Here is a 13,875-nt window from a genome sequence, read left to right as displayed (position 1 = left end):
GCGACCCCGCACAGACCGTATGCCCGGTTACGATCGGACCCATCATGAGTGAGCAGGTCACGATCCATGGCGAGGTGGACGCGGGTTTCGGCCCGGTCGCCGACGCGTTCCGCCGCAACTTCGACCGGCACGGGGAGATCGGTGCGGCGGTGGCGGTCTACGACGGGGATCGGCCGGTGGTGGATCTGTGGGCGGGGCATCGCGATCGCAAGCGCCGGGTGATGTGGGAGCGCGACACCATGGCCCCGGTGTGGTCCTCGACCAAGGGCATGACCGCGTTCGCGGTGGCGTCGGTGGTGTCGCGGGGACTGCTGGACTACGAGGATCCGGTGGCGCTGCACTGGCCGGAGTTCGCCGCGCACGGCAAGGAGTCCATCACCGTGCGGCAGCTGCTGGACCATCAGGCCGGGCTGGCGGCGCTGGATCGGCCCTTCCGGCTCGCGGATATGGCCGATCTGGATCGGATGGCGGTGGTGCTGGCCGAGCAGAAGCCATTGTGGCGGCCGGGAACCCGGCACGGCTATCACCCGATCACGGCCGGGCTGTATCAGGGCGAGCTGCTGCGGCGGGTCGATCCGGAGCATCGCACGCTGGGCCGCATCTTCGCCGAGGACATTGCCGGACCGCTGGGCGCGGAGTTCTATATCGGCCTGCCGGACGAGGTTTCGCTGGATCGGGTGGCCGCGCTGTCGGCGACCGCGGGCCTCGACATTCTGCGCTATGAGCGAGATCTGCCGGTGCGCATCGGCATTCAGCTCTACAGCAAGCGCGGCCTGTCCTTCCGCGCGCTGAACAGCCCGCAGGTCGGTGCGCCCGCCCGGGCCGCCCGGCGCGAATTCCTCGCGGTGGAGAGCCCGGCCGCCGGTGGTGTCGGCACCGCGCGGGCACTCGCGCGGGTGTACGGCGCGGCGGCGGGGCGGACCGGTGAGCTGCCCATCGAGCCGAGCCTGCTGGACCGCCTGGGCTCCCCCGACACCGCCGACGATGTCCCGGCCGAGGACCTGGTGCTGCTCACGCCGAGCCGCTACCACCTGGGCTTCCGCCGGTCGCGCGGCGGTTTCCGGTTCGGCTCCGACAAGCGCGCCTACGGCACCACCGGCTATGGCGGCTCGTTCGGATTCGCCGATCCGGCAACGGGTCTGGGGTTCGGCTATGTGATGAACCGCCTGGGTATGGCGGTGCTCGACGATGTCCGTTCGCGCAATCTCCGTGAGGCCCTGCTCCGCTGTCGCTGACAAAAACAGGTCCGAGTTCGCGGCCGGTTACATGAACTTCTCTGTCTGCAACGGCGCGGTCGTGGCCCCCGAGTTCGGGGATCCGGAGGCCGACGCCTTCGCCGAAGCCACGCTGGCGCGGCTGTTTCCGGGCCGCCGGGTGGTGCAGATCGATATCGACGCGGGCTGTGGCGGCATCCACTGCACGACCCAGCAGGAGCCGGCGTAGACCTCAGCCGTGTTCCACGTCGTGCACGTGGTGCACGAGGTCGTGCAGGAAGTACCGCGCCATGGAGTCGATGGTGAACGCGGAACCGTTGCTGCGCAGTGCGGCCCGGTCGAGTTCGGTGACCGGCACGGCTTCGAAGGCGCGGGCGGCGGTCTCGGCGGCGGCCGTGAGTTCGACTGCGACGGTGGCCGTTTCGGCGGCGGTGTAGTCCGCGGCGATGGCGGTGGCATCCTGGTCCCAGTTGGCGAACATGGGAATGCCGTTGTCCCCCACGGTGACCGCGGTGTCGTAGGCGGGGATCACCGGGCCGGTGCGGGGCCCGCCGGTGCGGGCGATGTCGAGGCGGTGGGTGAAGATGAGGCACACGTCGCGGACGTGGGCCGCGTACTCGAGCGGCGACCAGGTCGATTCATCGGGCCGATGCCGGGCGCCGGGTCGCTCCAGCGCGGCGGCGAGGCGGGCGGCACTGGCGCGGGCCGACCCCGGCACCGCCGCGAAGGCGGTGGCGGCGGGGTCGAATCCGCACTCGGCGCAGGCGCGTTCGAGCACCCACGTCCAGTCCTTGGCATCGGGAACGATCGGCATGACGACCAACTTACGGTGCCGTCACTCCATCAGCTGGTGTGCCTTCTCGAGCAGTTCGAGGGTGATGGCGTGCAGGAAGTCGCCGACCTGCTTGGGGGCCTTGCCGGCACAGGCCCGGGCGTGCGTGCCCTCGAGCACGATGCCGAGCTTGAAGCAGGCCAGCACCGTGTACCAGGTGACATGGGTCAGGTCGCGGTCGGAGAACTTCGCGTAGTGGGCGATCATCTCCTCGGGTGTGGGCAGGCCGCCGACCGCGCCGAGGGAGCCGACCAGCGCCGCGCCGGTGGTGCCGGGGACCGGGCGGGTGGCGATCTGCCAGCCCAGGTCCAGCAGCGGGTCACCGATGGTGGACATCTCCCAGTCGACCATGGCCACCACCTCGGGGCCGTCGTAGGAGAACATCATGTTGGCGAGGTGGCAGTCGCCGTGCAGGATGCCGGCTTTCGGCTGGGCGGGGCGGTTGCGGTCGAGCCAGTCGCCGACCTGGGCGACGCCGGGGATCTCCGGGCCGGGGTAGCCGTCGTTGACGCTGTAGGAGTCGAGTTCCTTGAGCCAGCGCGGCACCTGGCGCTCCAGGAAGCCCTCCGGCTTGCCGTAGTCGGCGAGGCCGAGCGCCTCGTGGTCGAGCGAGCCGAGGCGGGCGATGGCCTCGACCGCGGACAGGCCCATCTGCCGGCGCACCTCGGGGTCGGAGGCGTGCGGTTCGGGCAGTTCGTTCTGCGGGTTGAAGCCGACGATCGGTTCCATCAGGTAGAAGGACGCGCCGAGCACGGATTCGTCGGGGCAGGCGGCGATCACCTTGGGGGCGCGGATCTCGGTGTCGCCGAGGGCGCCGAGGATGCGGGATTCGCGCTGGATGACGGTATTGCTGGCGGACCGCAGATGCTTGGGCCCGCGGCGCAGCACGTACTCGCGGCCGCCGCGGCGGAAGCGGAGCATGATGTTCTGAGTGCCGCCGCCGAGCGGCTTCACCTCCTCGAACTCCCCGCCGGGCAGGCCCTGCTCTTCCATCCACTTTCCGACGATGGCGAAATCGACGACGTCACGATCCACTTCGACCGGCTGCGCAACAGACATGCCGCCTATTCTGCCGTAGCGGTCCACACGAACTGAAGGCAGTCGCCAGCAGTAACCGTGATGGGCGGAGCGTAATGTGCGTGGTCAAATGCGCACCCTGTTGATCGATAACTACGACTCGTTCACCTACAACCTGTATCAGCTGATCAGCGAGGTGAACGGGGTCGAACCCGTGGTCGTGCGCAATGACGAGGCGGCCCCGATCGAGGAGCTCGGGCTCGGGGAGTTCGACAACATCGTCATCTCCCCCGGGCCCGGACGGCCGGATGTCCCGCGCGATTTCGGCATTTCGGCGGCCCTGATCGCCGGAGCCGAGCTGCCGGTGCTGGGAGTGTGCCTGGGGCATCAGGGCATCGTGATCGCGGCGGGTGGGCAGGTGGTCACGGCGCCGCAGGCCCGGCACGGGTACCCGGATCTGATCAGCCATGACGGGCGGGACCTGTTCGCCGGTGTGCCGCAGGGCTTCTCGGCGGTGCGCTATCACTCGCTGTGTGCGGCTCGACCATTGCCGGAGGACCTCGAGGTCACGGCGACCACGCCGGACGGGGTGATCATGGGCGTGCGGCACCGCACCCGGCCGCAGTGGGGCGTGCAGTTCCATCCCGAGTCGATCTCCAGCGAGCACGGGGAACTGCTGCTGCGCAATTTCGCGGCGTTGACCGCCGACTATCAACGGCGGCAGGGCATTTCCCGAAAGACCACACGAACGACGCCGGCGCGCACCCGGATCGGAGCCGAGATTTCGACACCGCCCGCCGTCGGCGCGCCCGTCCGCTATCGGGTCGAGCAGACGGTCGTGGAGCGGGCCGTCGATGCCGAGGCGGCCTTCGACGCGCTGTATGCCGGTTCCCCGCATGCCTTCTGGCTCGACAGCGAGCATGTGGAGCCGGGGCTGGATCGCTTCTCGTTCCTGGGTGACGCGTCCGGGCCGCTGGCGGAGGTGGTGCGGTATCGGGTCGGCAGCGGCCGGGTCGAGATCGAGTCGGCGGCCGGGCCGCGTACGGTGCCGGGCGGGGTGCTCGACTATCTATCCGCCGAGCTACGCCGCCGGGCGATCGAATTCCCGGATGTGCCTTTCGATTTCGCCGGTGGCTATGTCGGCTATCTCGGCTATGAGATGAAGGCCGACTGCGGTGCCGAGGCCGTGCATCGCGCGGCCACGCCCGACGCCCAGTGGATCTTCGCGGACCGGCTGATCGTGGTCGATCACGAGGCGGGCCGCACCCATCTGCTGGCGCTGGCCGAGCCGGATGCCGCTGCCGCCGCACAGGATTGGCTGGCCGCCACCCGGGCCGTGGTGGAAACCCTTCCGACCTGGGAGAATCCGCCGGACCTCGAGCTGCGCGCCGACGAGGGCACGGTCGCGCCGTTCCTCACGCGCGGCCGGGAGCGCTATCTCGCCGATGTGGCGGCCTGCCGGGAGCAGCTGCTCGCCGGCGAGTCGTACGAAATCTGCATCACCGACAGCGCCCATCCCCCGGGCGGCGCCGACGGCCTCTCCGTGTATCGCACGCTGCGCCGGTGCAATCCGGCCCCCTATGCGGCCTTCCTGCGTTTCGCCGGGCTGGAGGTGGCGTGTTCCTCGCCGGAGCGCTTCCTCAAGGTGGATCGCTCCCGCACGGTGGAGAGCAAGCCGATCAAGGGCACCGCCCTCCGCGGTGGCACCGCCGCCGAGGATGAAGAGCTGAGAGCCGAGCTGGCCCGCAGCCCCAAGACCCGCGCCGAGAACCTCATGATCGTGGATCTGCTCCGCAACGACCTGGGCCGGGTCTGCGAGATCGGCTCGGTGCACGTCCCCAAGCTCATGGCCGTCGAGACCTACACGACCCTGCACCAGCTGGTCTCCACCGTGCGCGGCACCCTCCGCGCCGACCTGGACGTCATCGACTGTCTCCGAGCCTGTTTCCCCGGCGGTTCCATGACCGGCGCCCCCAAACTCCGCACCCTCGAAATCATCGACTCCCTCGAAACCGAGGCCCGGGGCATCTATTCCGGCACCATCGGCTTCCTCGGCCTCGGCGGCACCGCCGACCTGAACATCGTCATCCGCACCGCCGTCCGCCACGACAATCGCTGGCGAGTCGGCGCGGGCGGCGCGGTCGTCCTCGACTCCGACCCGGCCGACGAGTATCTCGAAATGGTCTGGAAGGCCGCCGCCGCGCTGCGCGCTCTCCCCGGATTGGGCGTCCCGCCCCGCGCCCGCATTCCCTCGGCCAGATAGATCCGGCGCGATGGCGTCCTGCGGTGTCACTTGCGGCGGGAGCGGCGGGACTTGTCTTCGGGCGGTTCGGGTTCCGGGTTCTCGCGGGTTCCGGTGAGACGGCCGAGCAGGGAGACGCCGGGGAGCCTGTCGAGGCGGGTGAAGACCTCCTCGCCGAGGGCGGTGACCGCCTCGAGCCGGGTGAGGATCTTGTCGTAGGCGACGAAGGCGGGCTCGGCCAGGGCGAGGGTGCGATCGAGGCGGTCGATGGTGGAGTTGAGGCGTTCGACGGCGATGGTGAGGCTCTGGATCAGGTCGGGCAGCTGGGCGGCGAGCTGAATGGAGGCGGGCGGGAGGCGGACAGCGGTGTCGAAGGCGGTCGACGCGGTCACCTGGGCGGAATCCAGGGCCTGACCGGCCGCGCTCTGGGCGGCTTCGACCGCGGCCTGGGCCGCCGCCAGGATGTCCCCGGCGGTGGGGACACGCGAGGTCGAGGGTTTGGCGGGCTGACGGTCGCTCCCCTTGGGGTTGGTCATACCTCTACTGTGCCGCACGATTTTCAGATTCGCCGGGAGGGCCGGGCATGCGGTTTTGTCGGAGGGTCGTGGCATAGTTCGACGACGATGAAACTGACCATGGGTGGCCATACGACGGTCCCGACATCGCTTCTGACGCTTGTGCTTTCGTGGCGGTCGGAGCATGCGGTGCGGGCGCAGGCCGTGCTGGTGGCCGAGCACGGGCGGGCCCGGTCGGATCGGGACTTCGTCTGGTTCGACGCGCCCCGGCACGTCTCGCAGGCGGTGACGCTGGATCGGGAGCCCGCGCCGGGGACGGCACGGCTGTCGGTCTCGCTCCCGCGCACCGGGCCGGAGGTGGCGGGGATCGTGGTCATCGGTTCGGTGCCAGGCGGTTTCGCCGATGTCGCGGGCCTGCGGCTGACCGTGTTCGACCACGACCATCCGGTCGCTTGGTACGACATCGACACACCGGACCCGGCACCGGCCCTGGTGCTGGGCGAGTTCACGCGCGCCGAGGAGGGCTGGGAGTTCCGGGCGCTGGCCGACGCCGGCGTCAGCCTGGCCGGGCTGGTGCGCGAGTTCGGGGTGCGGATCGATCCCGCGCACGGCTTCGAGCCCGAGCCGCGTCGCACGCCGCCGCCCCCGGATCCCGAACGGGCGGAATGGCATCCGGATCCCCGCGATCCGGCCCGCCTGCGCTGGTGGGACGGCACGACCTGGACGGCGTCGGCCCGCCCCGCGCCGCCGCAGGATGCCCGCCACTGCCCGCGCTGCGGGGCGCCGCGCCGCCGCCTGTTCGGCGCGGCGCTGTTCGGCGCCACGCCGCTGTGCCGCGAATGCGCCACCGAGACAGCCGAATACCTGCGCACCTGGCGGCCCCGCGCCGAGCGCACCCTGCGTGGCCTTTCCCCGCACGACGACTGGGAGACGCTCTGGGCCGCGCTGCGCTTCCAGCGCGTCGACCGCGCCGCCGCCCTGGATCTGCTGCGCCCGCTCGCCCTCGATCAGCTGGAACGCCTCGTCGCCTTCACCTTCGCCGACGGCGTGGTGGACGAGTCCGACGTGGACGACTTCGAGGACACCGTCGCGGAGCTGTCCCTGTCGGGCCCGGTCATCGAGGACCTGCGCCGCCGCCTGCACCGCGGCCGCCTGCTCACCCGGCTGCGGTCCGGCGAGCTGCCGCAGCAGTCTGCCACGGGCCTGCACCTGGATCCCGGCGAGCGGGTCCACCTGAACCTCCCCGCCGTGCACATCCGGGAGCTGGCCCGCGGCCCCAAGCGCACCGAGGGCCGGCTGATCGTCAGCAACCGCAAGCTGCGCTTCACGGGCGCGGGCACCGGCACCGAAATGCCTTGGGCCCGCGTGGTTTCGGTGACCGCCGCCGATGGCCTGGTCGAGGTTTCGGCCACCTCCTCGCGCGGCGGCGCGATCCTCGAGGTCGCCGATCCCGACTTCGTGGCCGCCGCCATGGAGGGCGCACTGCGCATCGCCAAGCGCCTGGCCCTCACCCCGGGCCGCCGCGACACCCGTTCCATCCCACCGGATGTCAAGGCCGTGGTGTGGCAGCGCGACGGCGGCAAATGCGTCGAATGCGGCGACAGCCACTACCTGGAGTTCGACCACATCATCCCGATCAGCCGCGGCGGCGCGACCAGCCCCGCCAACCTGCAGATCCTCTGCCGCGCCTGCAACCGCACCAAGGGCGCGCACATCTGACCGGAGCCGTCGGTCGGACCGTCCGGATTCCGGCCCGTGACAGACTCGTTCGACCTCGGTGACGTGAACCCACCCGGCCACGCGGCCGGCCGCATCAACACGCGGCGCAGGGGCGAATGTGGGCAATCCGACGCCGTGCGATGAATCATGTTGAGCGGCACACGGTGTGGCTCTAGCGTCCGAGGAAGGCCGGTCGAGGAAAGGGATCCGACATGCAGGTGGCGGTTGTGGGCGGTACCGGGACGCTGGGTGCGCCGGTGGTGCGGGATCTGGTGGCGCGCGGGCATACGGTGCGGGTGCTGAGCCGGTCCGCGCCCGCCGAGCCGGTGCCGGGGACCACGCATCACGCGGTGGATCTGGTCACCGGTGCGGGGATGGACGCGGCGCTGGAGGGTGTGTACGCGGTGGTGGACGCGGCCTCCCATCGCGGCCTGCGCAGCGCGCGGGTGATGGTCGACGGTGTGCGCACCCTGCTGGCCGCCGAGCAGCGCGCCCGGGTCGGCCACCATGTGGAGATCTCGATCGTCGGCTGCGAGCGGGTGCCGTTCAGCTATTACCGCACCAAGGTCGCGCAGGAACGGGTGGTCACCCAGGGCCCGGTGCCGTGGACCCTGTTGCGCGCCACGCAGTTCCACGAACTCGTCGACGAAATGCTCGGCGGGGCCTCGAAGTTCCGCATCGCGCCGCGCACCGGCATGCGGTTCCAACCGGTCGACGTGGTCGCGGTGGCGGGCCGGCTGGCCGACGCGGTCGAGGCGGGCCCGTCGGGCAGGGTCCGCGATCTGGGCGGTCCGGTCGTGCAGACCCTCGGCGAGCTGGCCGAGCTCCGCCGCCACGCCCTCGGTCAGGCGCTGCTGCCGCTGCCGGTGCCGCCGGTCGGCCGGATCGTGCGACGGTTGCGCGACGCGGCACTGTGTCTCGACGCCGATGGCGAGACCGTGTCGTACGACTACGCCGAGTGGCTGCGCCGCCGGTATTCGAAACCGGTGAGCTGACCTGCTTAGCGCCTCACCCGCAGCACAGTCGGTTCGGCGCAGAACTGCCCGGTGGCCTGATCCAGGGTGAGACCGATACGGTTCAGCCCGCCGCTGTCGATCACCGTGCACTCGCTGCCGCCGACGCGCCCGGTCCCGTCGTCGAGGAGCCGGACCTCGGCGGTGACCAGAGGTTGCAGCTTCTCGGCATCGAAGGTCCAGAATTCGATGTTCCAGAGTTCGTAGCTGTCGCGCGCGGTCACGACGGTGTAGCCGGCCGCGGAGGTGTCGATGCCGATGCCCGCGAGTTCGCCCGCGCGCTGCAGCTGCCCCTCGCCGGCCGCGTGGTAGATGACGTAGCGAGTGTTGGCGCTGGCCAGCATGATCGGGATGATCAGCTCGTCGCGGCCGTCGTTGTCGAGGTCGCGCAGTCGTGGCTCGGTGGTGCCGACGGCCTGTTCGGTGAGGGTCTGCAGCTGTGCGCCGACGGGGTCCAGCACGGTGATGGCGACCGACCCCTGCTGTCCCGTACCGCGGTGCCGCACTTCGAAGGTCAGCCCGGCGGCATCGTGGGATTGCAGGTAGCAGTCGGGAGGCGTGGCGGCCGAGGCGATATCGCCGCAGGGCGGGAGGGCGGAGACGGGGGTGACCGGACCGGGGACGACGTGATCGCCGGTGTGCGGGGAGAGGTTGCCGGCCATGGGTGCGGTGGCGGGGTGTTGTGCGCACGCGGCCAGCGTGAGCGTGGCGGCAGCCAGCACGGCGGCCACGAGATTCCTCCCCATGGAAGCGAGGATAGCGACGATTGCGCGGCAAGCGGGCCGAGCGAGGCCGACCGCACACATATCCGACATCATGTGCACAACTGCGCACATATAGGCTTATAGTGGCAGTGTGCTCACCGTGCTCCGTGATCCCCGGTTCCGCAAGCTGTTCACCGCCCAGGTGGTCGCCCTGATCGGCACCGGACTGCTCACCGTGGCCCTGGGCCTGCTCGCCTACGAGGTGGCCGGGGGCCAGGCGGGTGCGGTGCTGGGCACCGCCCTGGCCATCAAGATGGTGGCGTATGTGGCTGTCGCGCCGGTGATCTCGGCGCTCACCCTGCGGCTGCCCCGGAAGCTGGTACTGGTGTCGGCGGACGCGGTGCGCGCGGGGATCGCGCTCATGCTGCCGTTCGTCACGCACACCTGGCAGATCTATGTGCTGATCGCGCTGCTGCAGTCGGCCTCGGCCACCTTCACGCCGGCGTTCCAGTCGCTGATCCCCTCGATCCTGGTCGACGAGGAGGACTACACCCGCGGCCTGTCGCTGTCGCGGCTGGCCTACGACATGGAGTCGCTGCTGAGCCCGGTGCTGGCGGCCGCGCTGCTGACGATCATCAGCTATCACTGGCTGTTCGTGGGCACCGCGGCCGGTTTCGTGGCCTCGGCGCTGCTGGTGGTGACCACCCGGCTGCCCCGGCTCGCCGCGCCGGAGCGGTCCGCCCCGCTGCTGCGGCGCATCACCGAGGGCGCCCGGATCATGATGAACCGGCCGGTGCTGCGCGGGCTGCTGGCCATGAACATGGCGGTGGCCGCGGCCACCGCGCTGGTGATCGTGAATACCGTTGTATACGTGCGGGATCAGCTGGGCGGCTCCAATACCGCGGTGGCACTGGCGCTGGGTTGCTTCGGATTCGGCTCCATGGCGGTCGCGCTGTCGACCCCGCGATTGCTGGCGCGGGTGCCGGACCGCAGTTTCATGATGACCGGCTGCGTACTGCTGCCACTGGGCCTGATCGCGGCGTCGCTGCCGACCCTGCTCCCCCGCGGGGCCGGCGCGCTCGTGCTGGCGGTGACCTGGGTGCTGCTGGGCGCGGGCACCTCGATGATCAACACTCCGTCCGCCCGCCTGCTGCGCGCCCAGTCCGAACCCGACACCCGCACAGCCGTTTTCACCGCGCAGTTCTCCCTCTCGCACGCATGCTTCCTGGTGACCTACCCGGTCGCGGGCAAGCTGGGCGCACTGGCGGGCCTGCCGACCACGGCGATCGTGCTGGCCGCCGTCGCTACACTGGCAGCTACGACGGCGGCCCGCGCCTGGCCCGCACACGTGCCCACGGGCCCCGAGGCGGTGACGGCGGCGGCAGGAAGGTGAACTGGTGAGCGAGGAGACCGAACCGGCGCCTGCCGCACCCAGCCTCATCCACCCGGTCCGTCCGGATCAGCCCCATCTCGACGTGGCCACCGCCACCTTCCGCATGCTGTCGGATCCGACCCGGCTGCACATCCTCTGGATCCTCGCCTCCGACGAGGCCGATGTCACCGCCCTCACCGAGGCCTGCGGCGCCTCCCGCACCGCGGTCAGCCAGCATCTGGCCAAACTCCGCTTCAGCGGCCTGGTCGACACCCGCCGCGAGGGCCGCCGCATCATCTACCGCATCCGCGACGGCCACCTGGCCCGCCTGGTCCGCGAGGGCTTGAACCACGCCGATCACATCGTGACCGGCGAACCATCGCACGAATAGCGAACATTTCCCGGGACTCGGCTCCTGGTCAGTGGGACGTGGTATCGCCGAGTGCCCGCATGCGCCGTGACGATATGCCTATTCGAAATATCTCGAGACGAATAGTGAGAGGTCGCGCATGCATCCCGAGCAGGGCAGCCCATTCGATGTGATCATCATCGGTGCCGGATTCGCCGGACTCTATGGCGTCCACCAGGCGGCGAAGGCCGGATTGAACGTGCTCGGCCTGGAGGCGGGCGAGGGTGTCGGCGGCACCTGGTTCTGGAACCGCTACCCGGGTGCGCGCTGCGACGTGGAGAGCGTCGACTACTCCTATTCGTTCGACGAGGACCTGGAGCAGAGCTGGACCTGGACCGAGCGTTTCGCCGCCCAGCCGGAGATCCTCGCCTACATCAACCATGTGGCGGACCGCTTCGAGCTGAAGCAGCGCTACCGGTTCGGTCAGCGCGTCGTCGGCGCCCGCTTCGACGACGAGGCGGCCGTCTGGACGCTGCGCACCGAGGCCGGCGACGAATTCCGCTCGCAGTTCGTGGTTTTCGCCACCGGCTGCCTGTCCGCGCCGATCAAGCCGAACATCCCCGGCATCGAAACCTTCGCGGGCGAGGAGCTTTTCACCGCGCAGTGGCCCGAGCAGGGCGTGTCCTTCGAGGGCAAGCGGGTCGGCGTCATCGGCACCGGCTCCTCGGGCATCCAGGTCGCGCCGATCATCGCGCGGGAGGCCGAGGCGCTCACCGTCTTCCAGCGCTCGGCCAACTTCAGCGTCCCGGTGCCCAACCGGCCGTGGACCGACGAGGAGCAGGACGAGATCCGCGCCACCTACCGGCAGCGGCGCGAGAACTCCTACTACGCACCGGCCGCCACCCCGCACCGCTCGCTGGAGGCCAAGGCCCTGGACCTGACCGCCGCGGAGCGCGAGCAGGCCATGCAGGACCGCTGGGACGGCGGCGGCGTGCTGTTCAACAAGGTCTTCCCCGACCAGAACAGCGATCTGGCCGCCAATGAGCTGGTGCGCGAGTTCGCGGTCGCCAAGATCCGCGCCAAGGTGGACGACCAGGCGGTGGCCGACGACCTCATCCCCTCCGACCACCCCATCGGCACCAAGCGCATCTGCACCGACTCCGGCTACTACGAGATGTTCAACCGGCCGAACGTGTCGCTGGTGAACCTGCGCCGCGAGGCCATCGAGGAGGTCACCCCGACCGGCATCCGGACCGCCGACAAGTTCATCGAACTCGACGCCCTGGTCTACGCAACGGGTTTCGACGCCATGACCGGTGCGCTGCTGCGCATCGACATGCACGGTGCGCGGGATGCCCGCCTCGGGGAGCTGTGGGCCGACGGGCCGGTCACCTACCTGGGCTTCGGCATCCCCGGCTTCCCGAACATGTTCAGCATCAACAGTGTCGGCACCCCGTCGGTGATGGCGAACATGGTGCTGCACTCCGAGCAGCAGCTGGACTGGGTGCTGGCGCTGGTGGAGCACTGCCGCGCCAACGGGATCCGCAAGGCCGAGGCCCGCGCGGAGGCGGCGGTCAAATGGACCGATCACCTGCTCGAGGTCGCCGAGGGCACGCTGTTCGTGAAGGCCAATTCCTGGTACATGGGCGCGAACATCGAGGGCAAGAAGCGCGTATTCATGCCCTACATCGGCGGTTTCGGCAACTACCGCCGCTACTGCGACGACGAGCGCGACAACGGGTACCCGAACTTCGAGCTCACCGCGTAGTCAGCCTGGACCCGGCGAAACCGGTTCGCTTCCTCTTGGCGGCGAGCCGGTTTCGTCGTCCGCGGTCAGGCGGGCAGGCCCAGACCGGCAGCCAGGACGGGCCACGACCGCTTCAACGCGTCCTCCCAATAGCCCCACGAGTGGGTGCCGGTCGGCGTGAAGTCATAGGTGGCCGCGATGCCGAGGCCGTCGAGCTTGGCCTTCAGATTGTGGCTGCAGAAGTCGGTGGCGGCCTCGATCCCGCCACCGATGGTCAACTGCTGGAGCCAGCCGTCCGTGCCCGGCAGGGTGTGCGGGCCGCCGGGGGCGTCCCACCGGCCCGGCAGCCCGGAACCACTGGAGATGAACAGATTCAGGCCGCGCAGCTGGTCGGCGTGCACATAGGGATCGTTGCCGGCCCACTCGGGATCACCCTCGGGGCCATACATGTTCGCGCTGTCGCCGCCGCCCTTCGTGACCACGTCATTGGCGAAGTGGTGCCCGATGGGGTCACTGATCTGGGCACAGCCGCTGTAGACCGCAACCGACCGATACAACCCGGGCGCGGCGATGGCCAGCTGCAGCGCCGAGGTACCCGCCATCGACAGACCCGCGATCGCGTTGCGCCCGTTGGCATTCAGCGCCCCGTCGATGAGCGGTGGCAATTCCTCGGTCAGGAAGGTCTTCCACTTGTTCACGCCCAGAGCCGGATCCGGGGCGCGCCAATCGGTGTAGTAGGTGAAATCCCCGCCGATCGGCTGCACCACATCGACGTTCTTCTCGGCCAGAAAGTCCAGCACATCGGTCTGCGTCTGCCAGGTCACGGCGTCGGCGGCGCCCGCGCCACCGAGCAGGTACAGCACCGGGGCGGGCTGGGAGGTGCCGGCCGGACGGTGCACATCGACCTGAATGCTCTTGTCCATGGCGGCCGAATAGACCCGCAGAGTCACGAGACGGGTGTCGGTGGTCGTACTGGAGACGATGCGCGAGCCGTCGGCGGAAGTGCCGGTGTAGGTCACCGGGGTGTCCGGTTGGGCGGAGACCGTGCCCGCGGCCATCGACACCAGAATGGTTGCGGTCAAGGCCGATACCGCGCTGCCCAAGGTCGTTGTGGAACGCACGCTGTCTCCTCCGGCAGGTTCCCGGTTGTC

The 13,875-nt window shown here is 70.0% G+C and carries 12 protein-coding genes and 1 pseudogene; 8 read left to right on the top strand and 5 right to left on the bottom strand.

Going from position 1 to position 13,875, the window contains the following annotated elements; all coding sequences use genetic code 11:
- Positions 1 to 44: 44 nt before the first annotated feature.
- On the top strand, positions 45 to 1,235 hold the full coding sequence (locus ABZV44_RS20235) for a serine hydrolase domain-containing protein (protein ID WP_354838180.1): 1,191 nt from the start codon (positions 45 to 47) through the stop codon (positions 1,233 to 1,235).
- Positions 1,234 to 1,443: pseudogene (locus ABZV44_RS20230) on the top strand (agmatine deiminase family protein); the annotation flags it as partial. The gene ABZV44_RS20235 and the pseudogene ABZV44_RS20230, both read left to right, overlap by 2 nt.
- Positions 1,444 to 1,446: 3 nt before the next feature.
- On the opposite strand, the gene ABZV44_RS20225 reads toward ABZV44_RS20230, so the two are convergent.
- Together ABZV44_RS20225 and ABZV44_RS20220 are read right to left on the bottom strand one after the other, a co-directional pair.
- On the bottom strand, positions 1,447 to 2,028 hold the full coding sequence (locus tag ABZV44_RS20225) for a DinB family protein (protein WP_354838178.1): 582 nt from the start codon (positions 2,026 to 2,028) through the stop codon (positions 1,447 to 1,449).
- Between the two features lie 21 nt (positions 2,029 to 2,049).
- Positions 2,050 to 3,105: a phosphotransferase family protein gene (locus ABZV44_RS20220; RefSeq protein ID WP_354838176.1), complete on the bottom strand. Its 1,056-nt coding sequence runs from the start codon at positions 3,103 to 3,105 to the stop codon at positions 2,050 to 2,052.
- An 88-nt stretch (positions 3,106 to 3,193) separates the two neighbouring features.
- On the opposite strand from ABZV44_RS20220, the gene pabB reads away from it, so the two are divergent.
- Complete coding sequence (gene pabB, locus ABZV44_RS20215) at positions 3,194 to 5,326, top strand: aminodeoxychorismate synthase (protein ID WP_354838174.1); 2,133 nt, start codon at positions 3,194 to 3,196, stop codon at positions 5,324 to 5,326.
- A 26-nt stretch (positions 5,327 to 5,352) separates the two neighbouring features.
- Here the strand turns inward: pabB and ABZV44_RS20210 are convergent, their stop codons facing one another.
- On the bottom strand, positions 5,353 to 5,841 hold the full coding sequence (locus ABZV44_RS20210) for a hypothetical protein (protein WP_354838172.1): 489 nt from the start codon (positions 5,839 to 5,841) through the stop codon (positions 5,353 to 5,355).
- An 87-nt stretch (positions 5,842 to 5,928) separates the two neighbouring features.
- Here ABZV44_RS20210 and ABZV44_RS20205 point away from each other — a divergent pair, with 87 nt between their 5' ends.
- Together ABZV44_RS20205 and ABZV44_RS20200 are read left to right on the top strand one after the other, a co-directional pair.
- Positions 5,929 to 7,539 carry an HNH endonuclease gene (locus ABZV44_RS20205; RefSeq protein WP_354838170.1) on the top strand — a complete coding sequence of 537 codons (1,611 nt, stop codon included), beginning with the start codon at positions 5,929 to 5,931 and terminating at the stop codon, positions 7,537 to 7,539.
- Between the two features lie 212 nt (positions 7,540 to 7,751).
- Positions 7,752 to 8,534, top strand: a complete 783-nt coding sequence (locus tag ABZV44_RS20200) for an SDR family oxidoreductase (protein ID WP_354838168.1) — start codon at positions 7,752 to 7,754, stop codon at positions 8,532 to 8,534.
- A gap of 5 nt (positions 8,535 to 8,539) precedes the next feature.
- Here ABZV44_RS20200 and ABZV44_RS20195 read toward each other — a convergent pair whose 3' ends face one another.
- Positions 8,540 to 9,298 carry a hypothetical protein gene (locus ABZV44_RS20195; protein WP_354838166.1) on the bottom strand — a complete coding sequence of 253 codons (759 nt, stop codon included), beginning with the start codon at positions 9,296 to 9,298 and terminating at the stop codon, positions 8,540 to 8,542.
- A 109-nt stretch (positions 9,299 to 9,407) separates the two neighbouring features.
- Here ABZV44_RS20195 and ABZV44_RS20190 point away from each other — a divergent pair, with 109 nt between their 5' ends.
- From ABZV44_RS20190 to ABZV44_RS20180, 3 genes are all read left to right on the top strand, one after another.
- Entirely contained in the window at positions 9,408 to 10,649 is a 1,242-nt protein-coding gene (locus tag ABZV44_RS20190; RefSeq protein ID WP_354838164.1) for an MFS transporter, read from the top strand.
- Positions 10,650 to 10,695: 46 nt separating this feature from the next.
- On the top strand, positions 10,696 to 11,019 hold the full coding sequence (locus ABZV44_RS20185; protein WP_354838506.1) for a metalloregulator ArsR/SmtB family transcription factor: 324 nt from the start codon (positions 10,696 to 10,698) through the stop codon (positions 11,017 to 11,019).
- Positions 11,020 to 11,137: 118 nt separating this feature from the next.
- Positions 11,138 to 12,745 carry an NAD(P)/FAD-dependent oxidoreductase gene (locus ABZV44_RS20180; protein WP_354838162.1) on the top strand — a complete coding sequence of 536 codons (1,608 nt, stop codon included), beginning with the start codon at positions 11,138 to 11,140 and terminating at the stop codon, positions 12,743 to 12,745.
- 65 nt (positions 12,746 to 12,810) lie between these two features.
- Here the strand turns inward: ABZV44_RS20180 and ABZV44_RS20175 are convergent, their stop codons facing one another.
- Positions 12,811 to 13,845 (bottom strand): alpha/beta hydrolase family protein, encoded by a 1,035-nt coding sequence (locus ABZV44_RS20175; RefSeq protein WP_354838160.1) that lies wholly within the window; start codon positions 13,843 to 13,845, stop codon positions 12,811 to 12,813.
- Positions 13,846 to 13,875 lie beyond the last annotated feature (30 nt).

Origin of the sequence: Nocardia sp. NPDC004860, assembly GCF_040609015.1 — a bacterium.
Taxonomy (GTDB): domain Bacteria; phylum Actinomycetota; class Actinomycetes; order Mycobacteriales; family Mycobacteriaceae; genus Nocardia.
The sequence above is the reverse complement of the archived record's forward strand: the minus strand, read 5'-3'. Positions and strand labels throughout refer to the sequence as shown.